General features: G+C 68.4%; 23 protein-coding genes. 15 read left to right on the top strand and 8 right to left on the bottom strand.

Translation table 11 applies throughout. From position 1 onward, the window contains the following. The first annotated feature begins 28 nt into the window (after nt 1–28). The 10 genes from FB453_RS21265 to FB453_RS21220 all read left to right on the top strand — a co-directional run bounded on the left by FB453_RS21265 (nt 29) and on the right by FB453_RS21220 (nt 9,348). The gene (locus FB453_RS21265; protein ID WP_145792716.1) at nt 29–1,333 is read left to right on the top strand and encodes an extracellular solute-binding protein; all 1,305 of its coding nucleotides are present in this window, start codon (nt 29–31) and stop codon (nt 1,331–1,333) included. Between the two features lie 116 nt (nt 1,334–1,449). Further along, nucleotides 1,450–2,313, top strand: a complete 864-nt coding sequence (locus FB453_RS21260) for a carbohydrate ABC transporter permease (protein ID WP_486480360.1) — start codon at nt 1,450–1,452, stop codon at nt 2,311–2,313. Further along, the gene (locus tag FB453_RS21255; RefSeq protein WP_145792712.1) at nt 2,313–3,209 is read left to right on the top strand and encodes a carbohydrate ABC transporter permease; all 897 of its coding nucleotides are present in this window, start codon (nt 2,313–2,315) and stop codon (nt 3,207–3,209) included. Before FB453_RS21260 ends, FB453_RS21255 begins: the two co-directional genes overlap by 1 nt. Nucleotides 3,210–3,214: 5 nt before the next feature. Further along, the gene (locus FB453_RS21250; RefSeq protein ID WP_145792710.1) at nt 3,215–3,892 is read left to right on the top strand and encodes a ferredoxin-NADPH reductase; all 678 of its coding nucleotides are present in this window, start codon (nt 3,215–3,217) and stop codon (nt 3,890–3,892) included. A gap of 84 nt (nt 3,893–3,976) precedes the next feature. Next, entirely contained in the window at nt 3,977–5,161 is a 1,185-nt protein-coding gene (locus FB453_RS21245; RefSeq protein WP_145792708.1) for a glycoside hydrolase family 88 protein, read from the top strand. 45 nt (nt 5,162–5,206) lie between these two features. Next, on the top strand, nt 5,207–6,031 hold the full coding sequence (gene iolB, locus FB453_RS21240; RefSeq protein ID WP_186718448.1) for a 5-deoxy-glucuronate isomerase: 825 nt from the start codon (nt 5,207–5,209) through the stop codon (nt 6,029–6,031). Between the two features lie 206 nt (nt 6,032–6,237). Next, the gene (locus tag FB453_RS21235) at nt 6,238–6,819 is read left to right on the top strand and encodes a DUF4760 domain-containing protein (protein ID WP_145792706.1); all 582 of its coding nucleotides are present in this window, start codon (nt 6,238–6,240) and stop codon (nt 6,817–6,819) included. A 248-nt stretch (nt 6,820–7,067) separates the two neighbouring features. Beyond that, on the top strand, nt 7,068–7,457 hold the full coding sequence (locus FB453_RS21230) for a GntR family transcriptional regulator (RefSeq protein WP_112622817.1): 390 nt from the start codon (nt 7,068–7,070) through the stop codon (nt 7,455–7,457). Then, nucleotides 7,454–8,335 carry an ABC transporter ATP-binding protein gene (locus tag FB453_RS21225; RefSeq protein ID WP_145792703.1) on the top strand — a complete coding sequence of 294 codons (882 nt, stop codon included), beginning with the start codon at nt 7,454–7,456 and terminating at the stop codon, nt 8,333–8,335. Before FB453_RS21230 ends, FB453_RS21225 begins: the two co-directional genes overlap by 4 nt. Then, the gene (locus tag FB453_RS21220) at nt 8,332–9,348 is read left to right on the top strand and encodes an ABC transporter permease subunit (protein WP_145792701.1); all 1,017 of its coding nucleotides are present in this window, start codon (nt 8,332–8,334) and stop codon (nt 9,346–9,348) included. Before FB453_RS21225 ends, FB453_RS21220 begins: the two co-directional genes overlap by 4 nt. Nucleotides 9,349–9,437: 89 nt before the next feature. Here the strand turns inward: FB453_RS21220 and FB453_RS21215 are convergent, their stop codons facing one another. Next, nucleotides 9,438–10,415 (bottom strand): phosphotransferase, encoded by a 978-nt coding sequence (locus FB453_RS21215; RefSeq protein WP_145792699.1) that lies wholly within the window; start codon nt 10,413–10,415, stop codon nt 9,438–9,440. Between the two features lie 317 nt (nt 10,416–10,732). Between FB453_RS21215 and FB453_RS21210 the strand changes: the two genes are divergently transcribed. Then, the gene (locus FB453_RS21210; protein WP_258395598.1) at nt 10,733–11,446 is read left to right on the top strand and encodes a hypothetical protein; all 714 of its coding nucleotides are present in this window, start codon (nt 10,733–10,735) and stop codon (nt 11,444–11,446) included. Between the two features lie 153 nt (nt 11,447–11,599). Here FB453_RS21210 and FB453_RS21205 read toward each other — a convergent pair whose 3' ends face one another. The 4 genes from FB453_RS21205 to FB453_RS21190 all read right to left on the bottom strand — a co-directional run bounded on the left by FB453_RS21205 (nt 11,600) and on the right by FB453_RS21190 (nt 16,653). Then, on the bottom strand, nt 11,600–13,375 hold the full coding sequence (locus FB453_RS21205; RefSeq protein ID WP_145792697.1) for an extracellular solute-binding protein: 1,776 nt from the start codon (nt 13,373–13,375) through the stop codon (nt 11,600–11,602). A gap of 84 nt (nt 13,376–13,459) precedes the next feature. Further along, a complete protein-coding gene (locus FB453_RS21200; RefSeq protein ID WP_186718419.1) occupies nt 13,460–14,740 on the bottom strand; it encodes a protein kinase domain-containing protein in 1,281 nt (426 codons plus the stop codon). A gap of 169 nt (nt 14,741–14,909) precedes the next feature. Further along, nucleotides 14,910–15,485: a hypothetical protein gene (locus FB453_RS21195; RefSeq protein WP_145792693.1), complete on the bottom strand. Its 576-nt coding sequence runs from the start codon at nt 15,483–15,485 to the stop codon at nt 14,910–14,912. Further along, entirely contained in the window at nt 15,451–16,653 is a 1,203-nt protein-coding gene (locus FB453_RS21190) for an MDR/zinc-dependent alcohol dehydrogenase-like family protein (protein WP_486480359.1), read from the bottom strand. The genes FB453_RS21195 and FB453_RS21190 overlap by 35 nt, the downstream gene beginning before the upstream one ends. Nucleotides 16,654–17,107: 454 nt before the next feature. Here FB453_RS21190 and FB453_RS21185 point away from each other — a divergent pair, with 454 nt between their 5' ends. After that, nucleotides 17,108–17,923 (top strand): SigB/SigF/SigG family RNA polymerase sigma factor, encoded by an 816-nt coding sequence (locus tag FB453_RS21185; protein ID WP_145792690.1) that lies wholly within the window; start codon nt 17,108–17,110, stop codon nt 17,921–17,923. A 129-nt stretch (nt 17,924–18,052) separates the two neighbouring features. Here FB453_RS21185 and FB453_RS21180 read toward each other — a convergent pair whose 3' ends face one another. After that, nucleotides 18,053–18,811, bottom strand: a complete 759-nt coding sequence (locus tag FB453_RS21180; RefSeq protein ID WP_145792688.1) for a GAF and ANTAR domain-containing protein — start codon at nt 18,809–18,811, stop codon at nt 18,053–18,055. Nucleotides 18,812–19,139: 328 nt separating this feature from the next. Between FB453_RS21180 and FB453_RS21175 the strand changes: the two genes are divergently transcribed. Both FB453_RS21175 and FB453_RS21170 read left to right on the top strand, forming a co-directional pair. After that, the gene (locus FB453_RS21175) at nt 19,140–19,880 is read left to right on the top strand and encodes a GAF and ANTAR domain-containing protein (protein ID WP_145792686.1); all 741 of its coding nucleotides are present in this window, start codon (nt 19,140–19,142) and stop codon (nt 19,878–19,880) included. 238 nt (nt 19,881–20,118) lie between these two features. After that, nucleotides 20,119–20,466: a hypothetical protein gene (locus FB453_RS21170; protein WP_145792684.1), complete on the top strand. Its 348-nt coding sequence runs from the start codon at nt 20,119–20,121 to the stop codon at nt 20,464–20,466. 90 nt (nt 20,467–20,556) lie between these two features. Here FB453_RS21170 and FB453_RS21165 read toward each other — a convergent pair whose 3' ends face one another. Next, on the bottom strand, nt 20,557–21,777 hold the full coding sequence (locus FB453_RS21165) for a GAF domain-containing SpoIIE family protein phosphatase (protein WP_145792681.1): 1,221 nt from the start codon (nt 21,775–21,777) through the stop codon (nt 20,557–20,559). Nucleotides 21,778–21,971: 194 nt separating this feature from the next. Between FB453_RS21165 and FB453_RS21160 the strand changes: the two genes are divergently transcribed. After that, complete coding sequence (locus FB453_RS21160) at nt 21,972–22,409, top strand: ATP-binding protein (protein ID WP_186718417.1); 438 nt, start codon at nt 21,972–21,974, stop codon at nt 22,407–22,409. Between the two features lie 178 nt (nt 22,410–22,587). On the opposite strand, the gene glnA is transcribed toward FB453_RS21160, so the two are convergent. Continuing rightward, nucleotides 22,588–23,460 (bottom strand): type I glutamate--ammonia ligase (glnA, locus tag FB453_RS21155; RefSeq protein WP_145792676.1); only part of this gene is annotated, 873 nt, incomplete at its 5' end.

The following is a 23,460-nucleotide window of genomic DNA, read 5'->3' as shown; positions in this document are numbered from 1 at the left end:
CGGGCCCCTTGACCTGAAGGAGAGAGGGATGAAGCGTGCGATACCGGCCGTCATCAGCGCTGCGACGGCTCTGACGCTCGTTCTCGCCGGTTGCGGCGGCGGAGACGAGCCAGTCGACCCCAATGCCCCGGTGACCATCACCCTGGCCGGCTGGACCCTGTCGTCCACGCCCGAGTTCAAGACGCTCGCCGACGGCTTCAAGGCGACCCACCCGAACGTGACGGTGCAGCTCAAGGAGTACGCCGCAGGCAACGACTACGACACCCAGATGATCACGGACCTGGCCGCCGGCACCGCCCCGGACGTCTACGTCATGAAGACCCTCAAGAACTTTTACACGTACCAGAGCGGTGGTCAGCTGCTCGATGTCTCCGACGCCGCCTCCGGTCTCGGCTCGAGCCCGGCACTCGCGCCGTACCAGGTGGATGGCAAGGCGTACGCGGTGCCGTACCGGCAGGACTCTTGGGTGTTGTTCTACAACAAGGACCTGTTCGCGAAGGCGAAGGTGGCGCCGCCGGACGGCAGCTGGACCTGGGACGACTACACCGACGCGGCGAAGCGATTGCACACCGGGCTGAAGGGGGCCGGCTCGAACGCGACCGGCGCGTACCAGCACACCTTCCAGTCGACAGTGCAGGGATTCGCGCTCGCCCAGACCCCCAACGCGGACCTGCTCTCCGGTGACTTCGGCTACCTGAAGCCGTACTACGAGCGGTCACTGGATCTTCAGGCGGCCGGCGCGCAGCCGACCTTCGGCACCGCGAAGACCAACAAACTCACCTACCAGGCGCAGTTCGGCAAGCAGCAGTCGGCGATGCTGCTGATGGGCACCTGGTACATGGCCACGCTGCTCAACCAGCGCAAGAGCGGTGACGCCGACACGTTCCAGTGGGGGATCGCCCCGGCGCCGCAGTTCGACAAGTCCACCACCGGCACCTCCGCCACGCCTGTCACCTTCGGTGACCCGACCGGCCTGGGGATCAACCCGAAGATCAGCAAGTCCAAGACCGCCGCGGCCAAGGCCTTCCTCCAGTACGCGGCCGGCCCGGACGCCGGCAAGGCGCTGGCCGGGATCGGCATCACTCCGGCCCAGGTCACCGACGAGGTCACCGCGACGCTGTTCGGGCTGGACGGCGTACCGCAGGACGACCTGTCGAAGTTCGCCTACGCCAAGCACACCGTCAAGCCCGAGAACCCGGTGTCGAAGCACACCGCCGGCCTTCAGAACCTCCTCAACGAGACGCACTCGGCGATCCTCTCCGACAGCAAGGGCGTCGACGCGGAGCTGAGCAAGGCGCAGACCCGCGCCAAGAACGAGGTCCTCAACCAGTGAGCTGATGGCGGGTCCGGCGCGCCTGAACCGCACGCCGGTCCCGCCACCATGCCGAACGCTTCCGGAGACTCCCCATGGCAACATTGCCGCGCACGAGACCCAGGAACCGGCGGCTGGTGTCGCGCGACACGGTCGCCGGCTGGTCGTTCATCCTGCCCAACTTCGTCGGCTTCGCCGTGCTCACCCTGCTACCCGTCGTCGTGCTGTTCTACGTGGCCTTCACCAGCTGGAACGTCTTCGGGGTGGCCGAGTGGACCGGCACCGCCAACTTCCGGCGGATGTGGAGCGACGCGAGCTTCTGGACCGCGCTGCGCAACACCGTCTACTACACCGTCTTCCACATCCCGCTGACTCTCGCGGCGTCACTCGGGCTGGCGCTCCTGCTCAACCGCAAACTGCGCGGCGTACGGTTCTTCCGCACCGTCGCCTTCTTCCCCTACATCACCTCGATCGTGGCGATCGCGATCGTCTGGAACCAGCTGTTCAGCCCGGAGTACGGCCCGATCAACGCTCTCCTCGGCGCCGTCGGGGTGGATGACGCGCCGGGCTGGACCACGTCGTCGACCTGGTCGATGCCGGCGGTCATCATCGTCGGCACCTGGCGGTACATGGGTTACTACATGCTGCTGTTCCTGGCCGGCCTGCAGACCATCCCGGCCCAGCTCTACGAGGCGGCCGAGACCGACGGCGCCTCACCGTGGCAGCGGTTCGTGCACGTGACCCTCCCCGGGTTACGGCACACCACCTTCTTCGTCACGGTGCTGCTCACCATCGAAAGCTTCAAGGTCTTCGACCTCATCCTCGTGATGACCGGCGGCGGCCCGGGCCAGTCCACGCTGGTGCTGTCGCAGTACATCTACCAGAAGGGCTTCGAGGAGAACCAGTTCGGCTACGCCTCGGCGGTCTCGGTCGTCCTGTTCGCCATCTGCTTCAGCATCACGGTCATCCAGTTCATGGTCAACAAGCGGAGGAACAGCTGATGACCGCTACCGACCTCTCGCTGCCCGCCCCGGCCGTCGCCGCGCCCGGCAACCGCGACGCGCCCGGCCGACCGGTCCGGTCCCGGGGCTGGCGGCTCGTCGGGTACGCCGCCCTCGTGCTCGCGGCGGCCGGGCTGCTGCTGCCGTTCTACTGGATGGTGGTGGCGTCGTTGAAGACCAACAGCGACGTCTTCACCATCCCGATCACCTGGCTCCCCGATCCCGTGGTGTGGCGAAACTACCTCGACATCTGGCAGCGCTCGGACATGACGACGTGGCTGGGCAACACGCTGCTGCTGTCGGTGGTCGTCAGCCTTCTCCAGGTGGTGACCGGCAGCTTCGCCGCCTACGGCTTCGCCCGGGTCCGCTTTCCCGGCCGCAACGCGCTCTTCCTGGCGTACGTCGGGACGATCGCGGTGCCCTGGCAGTCGTACATGATTCCGCAGTTCATCCTCATGTCGAAGTTGCAGTTGTCGAACACGCTGTGGTCGATCGTCGCGCTGCAGGCGTTCGGCGCGTTCGGCGTGTTCCTGATGAAGCAGTTCTACGAGACGATTCCCGAGGAGCTCAGCGAAGCAGCTCGGGTGGACGGGCTCAGCGAGTTCGGCATCTACCGACGGATCATGCTGCCGTTGTCCCGGCCAGCGCTGGCCAGCCTGGCCCTGCTGACGTTCGTGACCACCTGGAACGACTATCTCGGCCCGCTGATCTACCTGCGCAGTCCGGAGCTGCGCACCATCCAGTTGGGGCTGAACACCTTCGTTTCGCAGTACAACGCCGAGTATGCGCTGATCATGACGGGCTCGGTGCTGTCAGTGCTGCCGGTTGCCGTCATCTTCCTGCTCGGCCAGCGCCACTTCATCGAGGGCATCGCCTCGACCGGACTGAAGGGTTGAGGCCCATGCGTTCGCGCCACAACACCATCACCGCCGTCTTCGACGGCTTCTACGTCGCGCTCGTCACCAATCTGCTGCTGGTGCTCGGTTGCCTGCCACTGGTGATGCTCGCGTTCACCACCGAGGCAGCGCGTTCGTGGCCGCTCTACGCGCTGACCGCCCCGCTCTGCGCGCCAGGGCTCTGTGCGGTCTTCGCGGTCATGTCCGCCTACTCGGCCGGCGACACCGGCGGCGTCCTGCACACCTACGGCCGCGCCTGGCGCGCCACCGCCCGGCCGGCGATGCTCTGGACGGCGGCAGCCATGGTTGCCCTGGTCGTCCTCGCCGTCGACGCCCGCGCCGCCTGGGGCCACCGGGTCGGCGCACTGGCCCTGCCGGTCCTCGCGACCCTGATCGTCCTCACCGTCGCGACCACGCTGCTCGGGTTGGTGACCCTCGCCGACCGACCCACGGCGCGGTTGCGTGACGTGGCCCGTGCCTGCGTGTACCTGGCAGTGCGCCGCTGGTACCTCACCGCCGTGTCTCTGCTCGTCCTCGTGCTGCTCGCCCAGATCCTGGCGGCCCGCCCCGCGATCGCGCTCGGCCTCGCCGCCGCGCCACTGCTCTACGTCGTCTGGGCCAACAGCCGCTTCACACTGCGCGCCGCCCTCGACCCACCGACGACCGCACCCCAGACCACCTGAGCACCAGGTTCCGGCCACCGAGCCGGGACGCCGACGACACACCTGCCCGGCACCGGACCGGACCCACGAGGGAGAACAGCATCCATGACGGCGACCGACGTCCGTCCCAACTCCGACGCAGAGGCCACGGCGGCCGCGGTGGCAGCCGCGATACGTACCGTCGACGCGAACATCGCCACCTTCGGCGACCGGTACCCCGCGGACACCACCGACGCGAACCGCTACCCGCTCCGGCCACCGACCGCAGGCCAGCCCGAGGGCGCCAACGTCGGCTGGACCACGAGCTTCTGGCCCGGCATGCTCTGGCTGGCACACGACCTGACCGGCGACGAGCGCCACAAGCGGGCAGCGCTCTCCCACGTGGACAGCTTCGCGGCCCGGATGACCCGCGGCATCGACCTGGACACCCACGACCTCGGGTTCCTCTACACCCTCGCCTGCGTCACCCCGGCCCGCCGTACCGGCGACCCACGGGCCCGAGACGCGGCCCTCGCCGCCGCCGACCACCTGATGACGCGCGTCCTCGAACCCGCCGGAATCATCCAGGCCTGGGGCGACCTGAACGACCCCCGCCAACGCGGGCGCACGATCATCGACAGCCTCATGAACACGCCGCTGCTCTTCTGGGCCAGCCAGACCACCCGCGACGACCGCTACGCCGCCGCGGCCCGCCGGCACACCGCTCAGCTGCGCCAGCACATCCTGCGTCCGGACGGCACCACCTTCCACACCTTCTACTGGGACCCGACCAGCGGCGCGCCGCTACGCGGCGAAACCGAACAGGGCCACTCCGACCACTCCTGCTGGGCGCGTGGGCAGGCATGGGGCATCTACGGGTTCAGCCTCAACCACCGGCACATCGGCGACCCCGCGCTGCTCACCGCCGCGAGGACCTGCGCCGACCGTTTCCTCGCCCACCTGCCCGACGACCACGTCGCGTACTGGGATCTGGTGTTCGGCGACGGCAGCGGCCAGGAGCGGGACAGCTCGGCCGCGGCCATCGCCGCCTGCGGCCTGGTCGAACTGGCAGACGGCCTCACCGACACGGCCAGCGCCGACCGGTACCGCACAGCCGCCGCCGAGATCCTGCGCTCGCTCATCGGCCACTACTCCACCGACGGCCATCCGATCTCGAACGCGCTGATCCTGCACGGCGTCTACGACAAACCCAAGAGCGTCGGCGTCGACGAGGGAACCCTGTGGGGCGACTACTTCTACCTGGAAGCCCTCACCCGCGCCACCATCCCGGGCTGGACCAGCCCCTGGTGACCACCGTGCACCGACCCGCTCAGCCCCGCATCCCGAAAGGTGACCATGGACTACCGCTACCACTGCTCCGTTCCCGCCGTCGACGGCCGGAACACGTTGCCCTTCAATCCCTGCCGACTGCTGGACTTCACACTGCTGCGGCTGTCGGCCGGCGAGTCCTGGACCGGCGAGTCCGGTGACCGGGAGATCCTGGCCGTCATCCTCGGTGGCACGGCCAGCTTCACCGTCGCCGAGCGCCACTTCCCGCAGGTCGGCCAACGTCCGGACGTCTTCTCCGGCAAGCCGCACTCCGTCTACATCCCGGCCGGCTCCTCGGTGACCGTCGAGGCGGTCACCGCCGTGGAGATAGCCCTACCCAGCGCACCCAGCGAACTGGCCACGGACCCCTACGTGATCGCACCGGAGCAGGTCGTGAGCGGCCGGTGGGGAGCGGCCAACTTCGGCCGTACCTATCACCAGATCCTCACCGAAGTCTCCCAGCCGGACCTGCCCGCCCGCCGGCTCATCGTCGGCGAGACCTACACGCCCTCGGGCAACTGGAGCACCTACCCGCCACACCGGCACAAGGTCGACGACCTGCCCGCCGAGGCCGCACACGAGGAGATGTACTACTACCGCGTCAACCCGGCGAACGGGTTCGGCATCAGCCGGGTCTACACCGACGACGGGTACGAGGAGAACGTCACCATCCGTGACCACGTGATGCAGATGATGCCCGAGGGGTACCACACAGTGGTCAGCGCACCCGGCTACACGACCTATTTCCTGTGGTTCCTGGCCGGCACCCAACGCACTCAGGGTGCTCGCGAGGACGCCGACCTCGCCTGGGTGGGCCAGACGGTACCCACCCTGCGGGGCCTGGGCCTGTAGTGACGTCGGAGGGACCCATCGCAGCGTCGTCGTCGACTTGGGCGTGGCCGGACGTTCCGACCTGAGCGGGAGGACCGGTGCAGGCTGCCAGGCATGGAGGGCTGCTGCGGGTCGGGCGCTTGACGACATCACCGAAGATGGATGATCCAGGGCGGTTGCGCCCAGGAACATGGGATCGCGTTCCTGACGGTCAGTGGGAGGGCGCCTTGACCGCACAGATTTCGGCCGTGGTGGCGATCGTTGCCGCGTTGATCTCGTGCGTTCAGTTGCTGGTCGGCCGGTCCGTCTCACGCGGTGGCATCCTGTCCGGCGCGATGATGAACCACTGGTCGGCGGAGAACGTGGCGCTGCGAGACGTGGTCTACGGACTGGAGAACAAGGAATACGCACAGTGGTCTGAGGAGGAGCGTGCTGCGGCGACTGCTGTAGGCATACAGATCTCACAAATCGGCTTCCTGCTCCGCAATTCCTACGCTGATCGCAGGGCGTTCCTCGACTTCTGGTCGAACTGGTGCGTCCGACTCTTCATCATCCTGTCGCCGATGATCGCCGACCTGCGCTCGCGTCAAAACAGCCCGGATCAGTGGATCTACTTCGAATGGCTGGCTCGTAAGGCCTATCGGCACACGTTGCGTAGGCCCTGGTGGCAGCGGCATTCCTGGGCGTCACTGAAACGACAGACGCACCAACTTCCCGATCCCGATGTCCTGAGGTCGGCCGGGCACCCCCGTGCAAGGGCCACTGACGGGGACTCCACGACTCGACCCGAGGCGGGCGAGAGGGGCTGATCCCGGGGGACCGAGGCGCTCATCTCCGCTGTGGCTCCGGTGGCGGATCTGGCGAGTACGCCCTCGCTTCGTCGCGTCGAGGGGCGGTACTCGAGGGCTGCGCTCGTTCTCTGCCTCCGTTCCGGGGCCTTGGCGTGGCTCGACGGGTGGTCGTCCGAGAACCCGTGGTGCTAGGTGACGTCATTCGCTAGCGAACAGACCTTCGATGGCCCTATTGTGCTAGGCAACTAGTGGAATGGGGTGGCGAGGTGATCGAGTTCCACCTGGACGCACGGTCCGGGGTCGCGCCGTACATGCAGCTCATCCGACAGGTACGGCACGCGCTCCGGCTCGGAGTCCTGAACGAAGGCGACAAGCTGCCCACCGTGAAGGAGGTGGTGGCCCGGGTCGCGATCAACCCGAACACGGTGTCCAAGGCGTACCGCGAGTTGGAGTACGAGGGCCTGGTCATGGCCCGGCCCGGGCTGGGCACGTTCGTCACCCGCACGCTGGTCGGCGACTCGCTGAGCAAGCACGAGCCGCTGCGGCAGGGCCTGGCCCGCTGGCTGACCGAGGCACGGGAGGCCGGCCTGGACGACGAGAGCATCGAGGCGCTCTTCCTCAGCAGCTTTCGGGCATTTTCGGAGGCCCGAGGATGACTAGCGCCCTGATCGCGGACGGTCTGACCAAGCGCTACGGGCGGCGCTCGGCACTGAAGGACTGCACTCTGGACATTCCGGCCGGCCACGTCGTGGGCCTGGTCGGTCCGAACGGCGCCGGTAAGTCCACGCTGCTGCAACTGGCCTGTGGGCTGCTCGATCCGACCGCGGGGCAGATCGAGGTGCTCGGCGCGCGGCCGGTCAGCGGGTCGCCGCAGGTCGGGTTCGTCGCGCAAGACACCCCGGTCTACGCCGGCCTGACCGTCGCCGACCACCTGCGGATGGGCGCGCACCTCAACCCGTCCTGGGACGCTGCGCTCGCCAAGCGGCGGATCGACCAGGTTGGTCTGGACCCGGCGCAGAAGGCGGGCAAGCTCTCCGGGGGCCAGCGCGCCCAACTGGCCCTGACCGTCGCCGCGGCGAAGCGCCCCAATCTGCTGCTGCTCGACGAGCCGGTGGCGGCACTCGACCCGCTCGCCCGGCGCAACTTCCTACAGGGGCTGATGGAGCTGACCGCAGAGCAGGGCATGAGCATCGTGATGTCCTCGCACCTGGTCGCCGACCTGGAACGGGTCTGTGACCACCTGATCGTGCTGGTCGCCTCTCGGGTGCGGGTGGCCGGCGACGTGGACGACCTGCTCGCCACCCACCACCGTCTGGTCGGGCGGCGGCGCGACACCGCCGACCTGGGTGCCGGGCGAGCCCTGGTCGAGCAGAGTCACACCGAGGTGCAGTCGACCCTGGTGGTGCGCAGCACCGCGCCGATCGTCGACCCGTCCTGGCAGGTCGACCGGCTGGACCTGGAGGACATCGTGCTGGCGTACATGAGCGGTGCCACCGGCGACGGGCCGGACCGGGTTCTGGAGGGACAGCGATGATCTGGATGACCTGGCGGCAGTTCCGGACCCCGGCCCTGGCCACCGGCACCCTGCTGCTGGTGCTCCTGGGCGGTCTGGCGCTGACCTGGCCGGAGGTGACGCAGCTGGCCAGAGAGACCGGATACACCGGCTGCCAGGGCGATGCCTGTCGTGCCGCCGGCGAGGCGTTCCTCCAGGCGCTACAACCGGGATGGGCGAGTGAGTTCCACATCGCCGCCATCGGGGCCCTGTACCTGCTGCCCGCCCTGGTGGGCATCTTCTGGGGCGCACCGCTGGTGGCCCGGGAGTTGGAGTCCGGCACGTACCGCATGGTCTTCAGTCAGTCCGTCAGCCGTGGCCGCTGGCTGCTGGTCAAACTGGCGGCCGGCTGCGGTGCCGCCGCGCTCGGTGCCGGCCTGCTCAGCCTGGTGCTGACCGAGTGGGCGCAGCCGATCGACGGGGCCTCGGCGGACCGGATGAACCCGCTGGTGTTCGCGGCCCGGGGGATTGTGCCGGTTGGCTACGCGACGCTGGCCTTCGTGGTGGGTGTCGCCGCCGGGCTGCTGCTGCGGCGGACTCTCGCCGCGATGGCGGTGACCCTGCTGGTGGTGATCAGCCTGCAGATCGCCGCGCCGTTCGTGGTGCGCCCCTGGCTGGCCCAGCCGGTCACCACGGTGAGCCCCCTGCACTTCGATGGTGATTTCGGGATCTCGATGAGCCCCGACACCGGGCGGATGACGGTCCATGTCGAGCCCGACCGTAGGGGTGACTGGATCGTGTCGAGCACCACGATCACCTCGACCGGAGCGGAGTTCACTGGTCCGGCCGACATGACCCAGTGCGGTCCGAGGGCGTCCGGTGGGCGCGAGGCGTGCCAGAGTTGGCTGGGGAAGCAGAACCTCAGCCTGAAGGTGAGCTACGTGCCCGGCTCGAAGTTCTGGGGCCTGCAATGGCGGGAGTTCGGCGTGCTGATCGCGTTGACCGTCGCGCTGTCCCTGTTCTCCCTCTGGTGGGTCCGCCGCCGACTGGTCTGACTGCACAGCCGGTGGGGGCCCACGCCGAGCTTGGCGATGAATGTGGCCCTCGCCGGGTGGCCAGGGTGCGCGCGAGACCTCGGGCGGTATCAGATTGCGGCGAGTGCCTTGGCGATGTTCCACTCGGCAAGGTCGAGCATCCATCGTCGGTCCGGGAAATCGGTGTCCGCGATGCGCAGCGGACCCTCGATCAGCGACAGCACCTGCGCGTACCGGTAGAGTTCCAACCTGTCCGGGTCCAGATCGACCGGACGCAGCGCCGGATACGCCTCGCCGAAGCGCATCTGCAGCCAGGCGTGCTCCCATTCAATATCGAAGTAACACAATCCCTCGATGTCGATCATCGCCGGCTCGCCGGCCGGTGTGACGAGCACGTGATCAGGTCCGAGTTCACCGTGCACCAGTGCGTAATCCCGCCGTGGTGCCACCCTTTCATGGAGCTGATGCAGGTGGGCAGCGATCCTGTGCTGCGCATCAGACAGCCGGGGGTCGCGGGCCGCTGCGGCGTCGAGGTGGCCGAGCGCCCGGTCCAGGATGATGTCTTCGGTGCGTCGAGTCTGGGACGCCTCGCCCTGGTCGATGGCCGTGAGCCTGCCATAGCGTGGGCCGAAGGTGGTGTGCATGCGGCGCAGAGCGTCACCGAGCATGGAAAGCGGCGCGGCGGCCGCGGCGGGATCGCGTTCCATCAGGGTCTCCAGCCGTAGCGCGCCGGCGTCTTCGAGCAGCGCTATGTCGGCGTCGAGGTAGCGGCCGTCGCGGTCGAGCATGATCAGCCGCGGTACGCGCACACCAGCCGCGACGAGTGCCGCGTGGTTGGCCGCGAACAGTTCTGCGCCCGACGCGTCGGTGAACGGGTCATCCGGGACCGTCGGCGAAGGCGGCCAGTAATTCTCGCCCGCTGCCCACACATACAGAATCACGGTCTTCTGATCGTCGACACCAAGCCGGTAGACGCCCTTCTTACTGCCGCCGGTCAGCCGCTCCAGGCCGGCAAGCCGGCTTTTGGAGCCGAACTGCTCCGCCACCAGGTCGTGCAACTCATCCGACTGCAGGAACGTCCGCGTCATGTCGCCTCTCCTCAGGCCGACCGGCCATGCTGCCCCGCGAAACAGCGCCGCGCAATCGGGTTACCGCGCGGGACTCCAGCACAGGGCGAACGGTATGCCCGAACCGATGGTGATTGGAGGCGACGACCCTGACGGCCAATCCGATCTGACGTACTCCTGGATCAACCGGCGAGCGTTTGGCGGAACTCGGGGTCGCCGGATCGGCACCGACCGGGCATGATCCTCTACGCACCGAATCTGGCGGGGCCTTTCACCCCGTGCGACGTATCTGCGATACCCCGCTCAACTGGCCTGGCAAAGGCTTGGCTACGCCGCTGATGGAGAACACTTTGCACTGCACGAAATGCGGAGCCGAACTTGCACACCCCGGCCAAGGCCACATGTGCCGGTCCTCGACACCTCCGCCCGCGCTCAGGACAGCAGGTTGGAACGTCGCGACCTGGTTCGTTGTCGGGTTTGCCATTCTCTACGCCCTAGCCGCGATTGCTGCGGCCGTCCTCGGCAGCACCCCGAGCGGCCGTGCTCGGCCACTGCCCCCGTCCGGCGCTGGCGCACCGATCGGACTCGTCCTGGCCAACCTGATCCTGATCGCCGCCCTCATCGGTCTGGCTATCAGCGGGCTGATCTGGGGCCGCGGCACTCGCCAGCTTGCCGAGGCGCACGGCTCCTCCGGCCGCTCGTACAGCCGTCACTGGGGCATACGCGTCTTCTCCTCCTGCATCGTCTTCAGCACCCTCATGGCCTGGCTGGCCACCGACCGAACCGCCCCGGCCGTCCTGTTCGGCCAGGCGGGTTTGCGCACCCTCGGAGCCGCCGCGCTGATCGGGGGCGTGCTGCACAGTCGGGCGCGGGTTCTGCGGCTGATCGCCCAAGTCGATCGAGTCGTCGCCGGGCACTCCTCGCCAGTCGCCGGGCAAGACCCGGCGTGGCCGCTGTCGCCCATTCCGACCAGTGACGACTGGAACGCCAGCCAATGGGACCCGGATGTGCTGCGCGACATCGAAGCTCGCCGTAACCGGGACAGAACCTGATCTCGAGGTACGGCCGGTTCCGACGCGACGACGATCGAGTACGGCTAGCCCCGGATCATCGGGTGTTCGTCCTTGCCCCGCCCCGTAGGTGTGGCAGAACGAGTGGCGCCGCATCCGGGGTTTGGGCGCGGCCATGGCCGCGCCTACACGCCGTCAGAAGCTGCTGACGAGCTTCACGAACGCCTCGTCGATCTTCGCGGGATCGGTGGCGTCGAAGGCCTTGCCCGAGGACGCCTTCGCGATCCGGTCCAGGGTGGCGAAGTCCGACTCCCGGTCGAAGGCGATGCAGAAGACCTTCACCGGACGCCGCGGGTCCAGGGCGACCTCGGCGAGCAACCGGGCCAGGTCGTTGTCCTTGCTGTACTCGTTCTTGCCGTCGGTCAGCACCACTATCGCGTTGATCCGCTGCGGGTCGTACCGGTCGAGCAGTTCTCGGTGTGCGGCCCGGATCGTCGCGTAGAGCGCGGTGCTGCCCGCGACCTCCAGGCCGGCGATCTTGCTGTTGATCCGCTTCTGATCGAACCCGCCGAGCGGGACCTCCTGCCGATAGGGGCTCTTCGGCTGCTGCTGCGTCTCCGAGGAGAACGACCAGAGCCCCACCCGGTCTTCGGTGTTGAGCAGGGCGAGGCCCTTGCCCGCCGCCGCCGAGGCCACCTGGAAACGGGTACGGGTGCCGACCTTGGCCAGCATGGACCCAGAGGTGTCCAGGGCGATCAGGATGTTGGCCTTCTTGCGGAGTGTGCGCCAGCCGTCCAACATCGCGCCGACCACCTCCGGGTCCGGCGGCTCGAAGTAGTTCAGGCCGTCGGTGGGCTCGGCGCCGACGCTGGCAAGCAACTCCGCCGAGGCGCGGCGCTCATGGTCCCGGAAGCCGAGGCGGGCGAACCTCTCCTGCTGGGCGTCCTCGGTCAGGAACTTCTGAAAGTCGGCCGCTGCCGCGCGCTGCCGCTCATCGGCGGAGGGCAGCACGACGAACGGGTGGTCCAGGTTGAACGTGCCCTCCTTGGGATGGACGGCGACCAGCGGGACGTTCGGCCGGCGGCCCCGCTCCTGCCCTTCCTGCCGAGGGCTCAGTGCGCCGGTGTTGTAGAGGTCCACCAGCTCCTCCTGCAGGACGATGGCACTCATGTCGTCCGTGCTGCCCGCCCCGCCGGCCAGGTCCGCCTCGGCGAGGCTGCGCAGCAGGTCCACCGAGTCGTCGCTGTAGTGCGACACGTTGGCCTCGATGCGGCGGACGAACTGGGTGACCGCCGGGTCGGCCAGGTCGGACCGGGTCAGGTCACTGGCCCGTTGCACCGCCGCGTAGTAGGTGGCGATGGTCGCCGCCAGCCCGGAGGTGGACAGGTTGGGGTTGTCCTTGCCGAAGGTGAAGCGGCCCCACTCCGGCTTGCCGAAGCCCGCCCACCCGTCCCGCCCGGACAGGCCCAGGATCTCTCCCCAGCCCAGCGGCCCTTGCTTGCGTACCAGTTCGGCCTTGGGCTGCGGCATCGCGATCACCAGCGGGCTGTTCGCGATCGACGGGTAGTGGTCCGGAGTCTGCAACTCCCGCCCGGCGGCTTCGTCGAGCAGCCGGAGCTGGCCGGTCCACAGACTCGACGTCGGCAGCCAGACCTGTGGTTGCGGCAGGCCGGTGTGGGTCCAGCCGGTGGCCAGCGCCTCGGTGGCCTTGCCCGAGTTCAATGCGCTGACGTGCACCTGGGCGCAGCCACCGCCCTTGATCGACCTGTCGCTGCGGTTGTAGGCCTCGGCCAGGTCGACCAGCAGCGTTGCCTTCTCCGTCGAGGAGTTGACCTGGAGGATGGTGGCGCAGTCTTTGCCCGCTTCGCGCTGCCGGACAAACAAGAACGCCCCGGCGATGACCACCAGCCCGGCGGTGACGGCGGCGGTGTACGGCAGCCACTGCCGCGTACGCGTAGCGGGTGGGGCCATCGGGACGTCCTCCTCGGCGGGCGGCTGGTGGCAGTCAACCTATCGATCCGGCGCCAGTCGGCGACCTCGACCCCAGCGCGCCGGTCACCCGCGGTCGGACCGTCTCCCGAGGGCCGTCGCGACCAGCAGTCGAACCAGGTAGACCACGACGAAGGCGACCGCGCCGACCGCGGCGGCCGGGCCGACAGCGCTCGACGCGACGTAGCCGGCGGCGGCGCCAACCGAACCGAGGAAGAGCGCGGTCGAGATGCCCCAGGCGTCAAAGGCCTCACTACGCAGTGACGCGCCGCCTTCTTCAGCACGAACGCCGGGCTCCGTCGCCGGCAGGTGCGCCGGCTGGGTCTGCACCGGCAGGTGCGCCGGCTGAGCCGGTCGGGCCTGGGTCGGCACCGTCTGCCGGGCCGGTACCTGTGTCGGGGATGGCTGCGGTGCCGTCGGCGTGATCTGGGGGAGCGGTTGGTCCGGCGTCGGCGCGCCCGCGGTCTCGTTGCCGACCTCGAGCAGGCTCTCCCGACGTAGCGGCTCGGTGACCCTGCCGTCCTGCCGAAGCAGCCGCACCAGCACGCGTTCGGCAGCCGGCCGGTCCGCCGGATCCTTGGCCAGGCACTCCCGGATCAGCTCGTCCAGTACGGGAGGCATCGCCGGCAGGTCGGGCGGATCGTGCAGCACCCGGTGCATCACGGCGAAGAGCGAATCGCTGCCGAAAGGCGGCCGGCCACCGGCGGCGAAGGCGATAGTGGCCGCCCAGGCGAAGACGTCGCAGGGGGGACCGATCGCGTCGTCGCGGAACCGCTCCGGCGCCATGTACGCGGTGGTCCCCATGACCCTGCTGGACGCCGTCTCGGTGTTGCCCAACGCCCGGGCGATACCGAAGTCGATCACCCGGGGACCGTCCTGGCCCAGCACCACGTTGTCCGGCTTCAGATCGCAGTGCACCACCCCGGCACTGTGGATCGCCGCGAGCGCCGTGACGGTGCCGACCGCGAGCCGGTGCAGGGCGTTACCGGTCACCGGACCACGCTCGCGGACGTGCCGGTGCAGGGTCAGGCCATCGATGAACTCACTGACCACGTAGGGCCGCTCGCCATCCACCTCCGCGAAGAGCACCTGCGCGGTGCAGAACGGAGCGACCCGGCGGGCGGCGGCGATCTCCTTGACGAACTGCGACCGCGCCCGTGGATCACTCAGATCGACGTTGACCATCTTGACCGCGACCCGGTCACCGGCGTCGTCCTCGCCGAGATAGACGACCCCCTGCCCACCCGCGCCCAACCGCCCGACCAGGCGATACGGGCCGGCGGTGACCGGGTCGTGCGTCCACAGTTTCGCCAACCCTGGCACCGGCGGGCCGGCCAGCTCTGACATCCCGACTCCATCAGCGTCGTGCCCGGCCACCGGCGGCGCAGGACACGGCCATCGTGCCATGTCGGCCGCCGACGACCGAGGACGTTCGCCATGGACGGTTTCGCCCACCGTCGGACCACACTGGTCGACGCCCATCCGACCTCGACGCGGCTCTACCGCAGAGGCCGACCTAGTTCCTCGTGCGGCCGGCGACTCGGCGGAGGGCCAGATAGGCGACCCCTGCGGCCAACACCCACGGCGCGGCGACGAGGACCGGGTCGAGCGGGTGGTGTACGCGATCGACCCGCTTGCCGCCCAGCCGTGACGGGAGCCCGTGGTGGGTGAATTCGCTCAGGACGCCGGTCTCGGTGATCGGATTGTCAGGATGGCGGGTCAGGAACGAAGCGAAGGTGGCCTCGACCACGTCCACGCGGTCGGCGGCGAGCAGGAGCAGCCAGTGGGCGGCGCGTCCCTCGCTGTACCTGCGGTAGGAGTACCGGCGGATCATCCCGGACAACCCCCTGGGCGGGCACGAGGTACCGAAGACCGGGGTGAGGAACTTGTGCTCGATCGACCTCTCCCTCGGCCACTTCTCAGGCTGCCGCTCGGGGAACTCCCAGTGCGCACCGTTGAGGGTCGGGTCGAACCGCTCCTGCGGCACCGAGGGTCGGTCCTTCGGATCAAGGTCGACACCCCAGCCGGGGATTCGGGCACGCAGCTCGTCGCTGGACTCAGCCAGTTTCGGCTTGTCTGCTGTGTAGGCCATGTCGGGCTCCTGATCGGGTCAGGCGGGGTTCGGAACGATCAGCGGCTTGATGCAGCCGTCGAGCTTGGCGGAGAAGATGTGGTACGCCTCGGCGATGTGCTCCAGCGGAATCCGATGGGTCACGATGTCGCTGGGCTTGAGGTAGCCGTTGCGGATGTGCTCGAACAGGCGCGGCCACTGCCGCTTCACCGGGCACTGGTTCATCCGCAGGGGTCAGGCCCTTGTTCAGCGCGTCACCGAACTTGACCGCGCTGAACATCGGCCCGTACGCGCCCATCACCGAGACGTTGCCGCCCTTGCGTACCGAGTCGATCGCCCAGTTGAGGGCGACCGGCGAACCGCCCTGCAACTTCAGCTTCGCGGCGGTGACGTGCTGGAGGAGGTTGCCGTCCGCCTCCGCGCCGACGGCGTCGATGGCCACGTCGGCACCCAGGTGGTCGGTGATCTTTTTCAGGTGTACGACGATGTCGTCGTACTCCCCGAAGTTGTAGGTCTCGGCGTGGGCGAACGACGCCGCCTTTTCCAGCCGGTAATCGAGGTGGTCGATGACGATGACCCGGCCGGCGCCCATCAACCAGGCCGACTTCGCGGCGTACAGGCCCACGGGTCCGGCACCGAAGACCACGACCACGTCACCCTCGACGATGTCGCCGAGCTGCGCGCCAAAGTAACCGGTGGCGAGCGCGTCGGTGAGCAGGACGGCGTCGTCGTCGTCCATCCACTCGGGGATCTGACTCGGGCCGATGTCCGCGAACGGCACCCGGACGTACTCGGCCTGACCGCCGTCGTAGCCGCCGCAGGTGTGTGAGTAGCCGTAGATGCCGCCGACGGCTGTGGCGTTGGGGTTGACGTTGTGGCAGTTGCTGAACAGCCCTCGGGCGCAGAAGAAGCACGACCCGCAGTAGACGTTGAAGGGAACCATGACCCGGTCACCCGGCTGGACGTTCCGCACCGACGGACCCACCTCGTCGACCACGCCGACGAACTCGTGACCGAAGGTCATCCCGACCCGGGTGTCGGGCATCATTCCGTGATAGAGGTGCAGGTCGGACCCGCAGATCGCCGCACGCGTCACCTTGATGATCGCGTCGTTGGGATGCTCGATGGGGGGACGGTCCTTCTCCTCCACCCGCAGGCGGTACGGACCGCGGTAGACCATTGCTCGCATTGACTGCCTCCCGGAGCAGAGGGCTGGCGGATGTGTCGCCCCGGGCCCGTCCGAAGCGCCGCGAATTCGGTACCCGTGTCTTTTGCCGACAAACCGAAGCTGGGTTGAGCGGCGACTCAGCCTGTCGGGGTGGAGCGACACCCACCGCAGCCCGCGTGCCGGCCGCCGCGGTTTCGTGTCGGCGCCAGGCGGCCGGCGCAGTTGCGGTCCACTGGCAGAACTTCACCGACCGTTCTAGGCTCTTGTCTGGGTCAAGCCACGTGCCCGACACGATCCCGAGTCTCGGGAGGTCCGCACGTGACCCGACGAGCCAGCAACCGCAGCGGCCGTGAAGGCCCACCTGATGCCCATTGATACAGGTTTGCGGACGGCTGGCGACCCGCCCGGTCTGAGCACGACGCGACCTCCCCGCGCGGGGGTCGCGACGACGCCCACACCGGACAGCGGAGGAACCATGACCATCACTTCGACAGGCCGGCCCGCACCGACGAACAGCCTGGCTGACCGCAGCACCACGCCTGAGTCGCCGGCCAGCCACCTCCTCGCCGTGATGGTCGCGCTGCCGGCTGGGCACCCGTCCAGGCCCGCCGCCCGCGCCCGCGCCATCGAGGCATGGCTCCCGCTGGCCCATCACCTCGCCCGGCGCTACAACGGCCGCGGCGAGCCGAACGAGGACCTGACCCAGACGGCGGCACTGGGGCTGATCAACGCGATCGACAGGTTCGACCCGTCGCGTGGGATCGAATTCGTCAGCTTCGCGGTCCCCACCATCGTGGGGGAGATCAAGCGCCACTTCCGTGACCGCACCTGGGACGTCCGCGTTCCCCGGCGGCTGCAGGAGCGGCGGATGGCCATCGGCGAGGCCAACAACAGCCTCACCCAGCTGCTGGGCCGTTCGCCGACCGTCGCGGACATCGCCCGGCATCTGGACCTCACGGAGGAGGAGATCCTCGAAGGGCTGGAAGGCGCCCGCGCCTACAACGCGGTCTCACTGTCCACCCCGTTCGGCGATGGCACCACCTCCAGGGAACTGGGCGACACTCTCGGCGGCGACGACAACGAACTCGCGCTGGCCGAGCTGAGGGTGGCTCTCACGTCGGCGCTGGCGATCCTTGACGACCGGGAACGGAGGGTCGTCGCACTGCGCTTTCACGGCAACCTGACCCAGCAGGGCATCGCCGAGCAGATCGGGGTGTCACAGATGCACGTCTCCCGGCTGCTGACCCGCGCGCTGGCCAAGCTGAAGGTGCAGCTCACTGCCATCCCTTGAGGGGCGGGCCGGTGACCTGCGGCGGTCGGTGGATCCGGCCGCCGCAGGTCCGACGGCGCCCTCGCCGTACTACCGGAACGGCCGGGTGGCGATGAGGGTGTTCGTGATCTTGGCAGCTGGCCCAGCGCCCTAGCTTTCGGGTACGGGCCTGTCATCGTGGTGTCTGGTGGAGGTCGCGGTCTCGATGAGCGATCTACCGGTCTCGGCCGCCTTGACCCGCAGCATCAGGTAGGCCTCCTCGGCTGTGCTGCGCCGCTGATGCATGATCACACCGAGGGCCTGCTGGATCACGGCACGCACGGCGAAGGCCTCGATGAGGCCGCTGATGAGTTCCTCGGTGCCCGGGTCCGACGACGGCGGATCCGAGGCTCCGGTGCGGGTGCGCTCCGGGTCGTACACCGTCCAGACCCGGTCGGTCAGCGGTGCCATCATGTCGGGATCATGGCTGTAGAGGTTGAGCGCGGCGACGGGCACGCCGGCACCGGCGAACAGCGGGATGGACAGCGATGCCCGCAGACCCAGGCCCAGCGCCGCCTCGCGGAACCGAGGCCAGGCCATGGTCGCCGCGATGTCCGGCACGGAGACGGGCACACCGACGTCGAGCGCGTCCAGGCACGGCCCGGTCTGGTCGGCGTACTGGGCACTGTCGACAGCGAGTGCGATCTCGCTGCTCATGGCGACCGTTGTCGGCGCGCCGTCGCGCGTCCGGGTGACCGACGCATAGCTCACCGGGGCCACGAGGTCAGCGGTCAGCTGCACGATCCACTGCAACAGATCATCGACCAACGAGGCGTCACTCGGAGTTTCGGCGAGACCGACCAGAGCATCCGCGAGCGCGCCGCGTACTTCCCGTCGGGATCCCGGCGGTGAGTACGGTGGCTTCGCCATGAGAAATCTCCTTCGACAGTCGATGGTTCAGTGCCCCATCGGGATCAACTTACGCATCATCCGAGCAGCCGGCTGAGCCCACTGATCTGCAGGAGTCCGCCGGACGGTGCGGTTTTGCGCCCGGCTTTCGCCGCAATCCGGGGCAGCAAGGTGAGGGTGACCAGCTAGCGTGAGCTATCGCCAGCGGCGTTGCCGGCTCTGTGGCGATGGTCTTGACGTCATAACCTGGGGCAAGCTGGGGCCCGGTTCGCGACAAGTGCCCCGGTCAGGCCCCGGCCGGTAAGAAAATCCCGTCCGGGGCCGCCCGCCTAGTTGAGGGAGCAGCGGGATGGCTGGCAGTGACAGCGATGCGGGCACCAGCGAGCCACGGTCCGTAGAGGTGGACGATCTCGCGGCGAAGCTGAGTGAGCTGGCCCGGACGTTGCAGCACGAGGACAGCGTGGAGGCGACCCTGCAGGCGATTGCCGGCGCGGCGGTGGGCACGGTGCCGGGCGCGGAGTACGCCGCCTTGTCCGTGGTGGAACACCGCCGGGAGGTCCATACTCGGGCCGGCACCGCCGACCTGGCGTACGCGGTGGATCGGGTGCAGTACGAAGTCGGTGAGGGCCCATGCCTGAGCGCGGTGTATGAGCAGCAGACCGTGCACGTGCCGGACATGATCGTCGAGAAGCGGTGGCCCCGGTTCACCGAGCGTGCCGCCGAGTTGGGCGTGTCGAGCATGTTGTCGTTTCAGCTGTACGTGCAGGAGGACAACCTCGGCGCGCTCAACCTGTACTCGTCGCGCACGCATGCCTTCGATGACGACTCGACGCACGTGGGGCTGCTGTTCGCCGCGCATGCCGCAGTGGCGATGTCGGGCGCGCAGCACCTCGAACAGCTCAATCAGGCCATCTCGGTGCGGGACGTCATCGGGCAGGCAAAGGGCATCCTGATGGAGCGTCACAAGCTGACCGCCGATCAGGCATTCGCTGTCCTGGCGCGGGCCAGTCAGAACACCAATCGGAAACTCGTCGACGTCGCGAGGTCCCTGACGACGACCGGTCAACTGACCCGCCGCACACCCCGGTAATTGCTGCCTCCGTGTCCCTCATGCTTTGGATCGAGGAGGCGGGGCAGGTGCTCGGGCACGCCGAGGACACCCAGTTGAGCGCCCCGGTGACAGACTCGTGCATCGGCAAGCCGATTGACAGGGAACTGCGCGCGCCGGCTGCAACGGCTTGGCCGGCCCAGTCTGGCCAGCGGCTCTCTGTCGCCATGTCGACCACGTGGACGCTGACGGTGGCCGCTGCCGCCACAAGACACGGACCGTGGCCCTGTTCGTACTGCGCTTCGTCCAGCGCGAGTGCAAGTTCGCCGGTGAAGGCCGCTGGGTGCGCGCCGCCGGCCCCGACCAGCGTGACCGAGACCTGATCGGCACCAGGAACGGTCCGGGTGGCCAGGCCGATTACTCGGGACAGGACACCGCTGAAATCCGTTTCGCTGAACTTGATCCGACCCAACTCCGCGAAGGCAACGGCCGGCAGCAGTGCACCTATGTCACTCATGTCTGGGTGTCCCTCAGACGGGCACGTGACAGACGCTCCAGCGGGCGCCCGGACATGCGGATCACTGCAGGGCACCCAAAGGAGAAACCCAGGAACCGCGCCGCTTCATGACGCCGGATCGCCGACACCGGAGAGGCATCGGCCACAGACGAGCCAGAATAGCGCCTAGATCCAGTTTTGCCACGTGCCTGCCCCGGAGGCTTAATCTGATGGTGGTTGGCGGCGGATGACCAGCAGGGCGATGTCGTCGGTAGGGTGCTGCTCCGCCGTGGTGGCCATGATGTGGTCGCACAACGCCTCGGCTGGCCCGGACTGCACGGCGTCGGCGAGGCGCTCGATGCCGGTGTCGATCAGTTCGCTGCGACGTTCGACCAGTCCATCGGTGTAGAAGACGAGCGCCGCGCCCGGCGGTAGGTCCAGGACGGTGGTGCGGCGACTGGTTGATGGTCGGCCCACGCCGAGGGGCCGGTCCACCGTCAGGTTGACAGGCTGGGTGGGATGGCCGGGGACCGCCAGCAGCGGTGGCAGATGGCCTGCGGAGGAGAGGTGCACCTTCGTGCGGTCGGGTGCGATCAGGGCGTAGACGGCGGTGGTGAGGGTGCCCGCCTCGAAGTGGTGGATCTTGCGGTCGAGGGAGGTCAGCGCCGCGGCGGGGTCGTCGGAATCGAGCGCGTAGGCGCGTAGCGCGCTGCGGATTCGTCCCATGACGACGGCGGAGGGCAGCCCATGGCCGGAGACATCACCGATGACGGCGCCCAGCCAGCCCGAGGGCAACGTGAACACGTCGTACCAGTCGCCGCCGATGCCCAGGTCGTGGCCGGGCACGTACCGGGCGGCCAGGTCCAGGCCGGGGAGGTCGGGTAGCCGGCCGGGTAGCAGGCTGTGTTGCAGGGCCAGCGCCGCCTGTCGGTCGAGGACCTGCCCTCGAGCCTGACCTGCGAGGCTGGCACGGTCGGCAACGAGCTGCAACAGCTTCACGTCTTCAGGGCCGAACCGCCGCAGGGCCAGGGAGCCGACGTGCAGTACGCCGACGAGGTTGCCGTTGGCGAGCATGGGCACACCCAGCAGGGCACGTACGCCCGTGGCGAGCAGGATGGGATTGACCACATCGTCGGCCGTGACGTCATGGATCGTGACCGGCGCGCGTGTCGCCGCCACTCGTCCGGCGAAGCCGCGTCCGACCCGGACGCGGAACCCGCGGCGCACTTCCTCCTCCAAGCCCTTGGCCGCTGTCGCGACGAGCTCGCCGGTGTGGTCGTCCAGCAGGAGGATGGTGGCGGTGTCGACCTTGAGCAGGTCCCGGACCCGTTCAAGTAGCTCGTCGAGCAACTCGGCGACGTTCAGCCCCGACAGGGCAGCATCGGTGATCGCCTCGATACGTCGCAGACGCTCCTCGTTCGTCACCACCTCGGCATCAGCCACTCAGGCAGCCTAGACGCCGGCACGCCGCCGACGGCACGTCAGGAGCGAGATCAACAGTGTCGTGCCTCCGACGTGGGGTACCTTCCCATGTCACATTGATGCAATGGTCGACTGGTGAACCCGTTCCGGGAAGCTGTCCACCCCAATGCCACCGGCAAGGTCACCGGCGTCACGTCCGACAGGGAGGGGAATCAATGGTGAACCCGCCGCTCGACCACCATGCCCCCACCGCCAGGAAACCCCTGCTCTCGACGTCATTCAACCTCGCCGACCTCAACCGCGTCCGACACGAGGTTGAGGCCGTCAGTCGCCGGTGCGGCCTCGACCACGACGAAATCGAGAACTGGGTCATCGCGGTCAACGAGCTGATGATCAACGTGGTTCGGCACGGGGGCGGCAGAGGTGACCTACGCCTGCTCCTGGCCCGCCGGCTCACCTGTGAAGTCAGCGACCAGGGGCGGGGGTTCAACACCGCTCGCTACGTCCCGCCCACGCAGCGGCCGCCCCTGTCCGACACGGGAGGAATGGGCCTGTGGGTGGTCGGGCAGATGGCCGACTACCTCCTCGTCGACAGCGGACCCGCAGGCACCACCATCCGCATCGCGGCGCGAGCCCGCGGCACTCTCGGGTAGCCGTCACCGACGCGGTCCTGGTAACCGAGAAGACCGGCTAGGAAGGTGTGCCCCAGCGAGGACGACCGTACGGACAGCTGATCGACCTGCGGGCCTGCTGCGGGGGACCCCGTGGAAGAACTGCTCGTAACGGTCTCGTCGGGGCTGGCGCAGCGCGGCGACCTGCCGTACGTCGAGATCAGCAGTCGAAATAGAGGGCGAACTCGTGCGGGGTCGGCCGTAGCGCCATGGGCTCGACCTCGTTGGCGCGCTTCCAGTCGACCCAGGTGGAGATCAGATCCGGGGAGAAGACGCCGCCCGCGAGCAGGTAGTCGTGGTCGTGAGCCAGGGAGTCCAACGCCTGCGCGAAGGAGCCGGGGACCTGCTTGACGTCGCCCCACTCCTCGGGTGGGAGGTCGTAGAGGTCCTTGTCGATCGGCGTCGGGGGTTCGATCTTGCTCTTGATGCCGTCGAGGCCGGCCATCATCATGGCGGAGAAGGCCAGGTAGACGTTGGCCGACGGGTCGGGGACGCGGAACTCGACGCGCTTGGCCTTGGGGTTCGCGCCGGTCACCGGGATGCGGGTGCAGGCCGACCGGTTGCGCTGGGAGTAGACCAGGTTGACCGGTGCTTCGAAGCCGGGCACCAGACGACGGTAGGAGTTGATCGTCGGGTTGGTGAAGGCCAGCAGCGACGGGGCGTGGTGCAGCAGACCGCCGATGTACCAGCGGGCCATGTCGGACAGGCCGGCGTAGCCGGTCTCGTCGTAGAACAGTGGTTCGCCGTTGAGCCAGAGGCTCTGGTGGGTGTGCATGCCGGAGCCGTTGTCGCCGAACAGGGGTTTGGGCATGAACGTGGCGGTTTTGCCGTTGGCCCAGGCCTCGTTCTTCACGATGTACTTGAAGAGTTGGAGTTGGTCGCCGGCGTGCAGCAGGGTGGAGAACCGGTAGTTGATCTCGGACTGGCCGGCGGTGCCCACCTCGTGGTGTGAGCGTTCGACGTTGAAGCCGGTGTCGACGAGGCGGCGCACGATCGAGTCACGCAGGTCGGCGTAGTGGTCGACCGGCGGGAC

The organism is Micromonospora sp. CNZ322 (assembly GCF_007827755.1).
This window is presented reverse-complemented; position numbering and strand designations above follow the sequence as displayed.

Bases quoted from the DNA above. Each gene is read 5' to 3' on its own strand.
- FB453_RS21265 (WP_145792716.1), top strand. From the start codon at position 29: ATGAAGCGTGCGATACCGGCCGTCATCAGCGCTGCGACGGCTCTGACG.
- FB453_RS21255 (WP_145792712.1), top strand. From the start codon at position 2,313: ATGACCGCTACCGACCTCTCGCTGCCCGCCCCGGCCGTCGCCGCGCCC.
- FB453_RS21250 (WP_145792710.1), top strand. From the start codon at position 3,215: ATGCGTTCGCGCCACAACACCATCACCGCCGTCTTCGACGGCTTCTAC.
- FB453_RS21245 (WP_145792708.1), top strand. From the start codon at position 3,977: ATGACGGCGACCGACGTCCGTCCCAACTCCGACGCAGAGGCCACGGCG.
- iolB (WP_186718448.1), top strand. From the start codon at position 5,207: ATGGACTACCGCTACCACTGCTCCGTTCCCGCCGTCGACGGCCGGAAC.
- FB453_RS21225 (WP_145792703.1), top strand. From the start codon at position 7,454: ATGACTAGCGCCCTGATCGCGGACGGTCTGACCAAGCGCTACGGGCGG.
- FB453_RS21220 (WP_145792701.1), top strand. From the start codon at position 8,332: ATGATCTGGATGACCTGGCGGCAGTTCCGGACCCCGGCCCTGGCCACC.
- FB453_RS21215 (WP_145792699.1), bottom strand. From the start codon at position 10,415: ATGACGCGGACGTTCCTGCAGTCGGATGAGTTGCACGACCTGGTGGCG.
- FB453_RS21210 (WP_258395598.1), top strand. From the start codon at position 10,733: ATGGAGAACACTTTGCACTGCACGAAATGCGGAGCCGAACTTGCACAC.
- FB453_RS21205 (WP_145792697.1), bottom strand. From the start codon at position 13,375: ATGGCCCCACCCGCTACGCGTACGCGGCAGTGGCTGCCGTACACCGCC.
- FB453_RS21200 (WP_186718419.1), bottom strand. From the start codon at position 14,740: ATGTCAGAGCTGGCCGGCCCGCCGGTGCCAGGGTTGGCGAAACTGTGG.
- FB453_RS21195 (WP_145792693.1), bottom strand. From the start codon at position 15,485: ATGGCCTACACAGCAGACAAGCCGAAACTGGCTGAGTCCAGCGACGAG.
- FB453_RS21190 (WP_486480359.1), bottom strand. From the start codon at position 16,653: ATGCGAGCAATGGTCTACCGCGGTCCGTACCGCCTGCGGGTGGAGGAG.
- FB453_RS21185 (WP_145792690.1), top strand. From the start codon at position 17,108: ATGACCATCACTTCGACAGGCCGGCCCGCACCGACGAACAGCCTGGCT.
- FB453_RS21180 (WP_145792688.1), bottom strand. From the start codon at position 18,811: ATGGCGAAGCCACCGTACTCACCGCCGGGATCCCGACGGGAAGTACGC.
- FB453_RS21175 (WP_145792686.1), top strand. From the start codon at position 19,140: ATGGCTGGCAGTGACAGCGATGCGGGCACCAGCGAGCCACGGTCCGTA.
- FB453_RS21160 (WP_186718417.1), top strand. From the start codon at position 21,972: ATGGTGAACCCGCCGCTCGACCACCATGCCCCCACCGCCAGGAAACCC.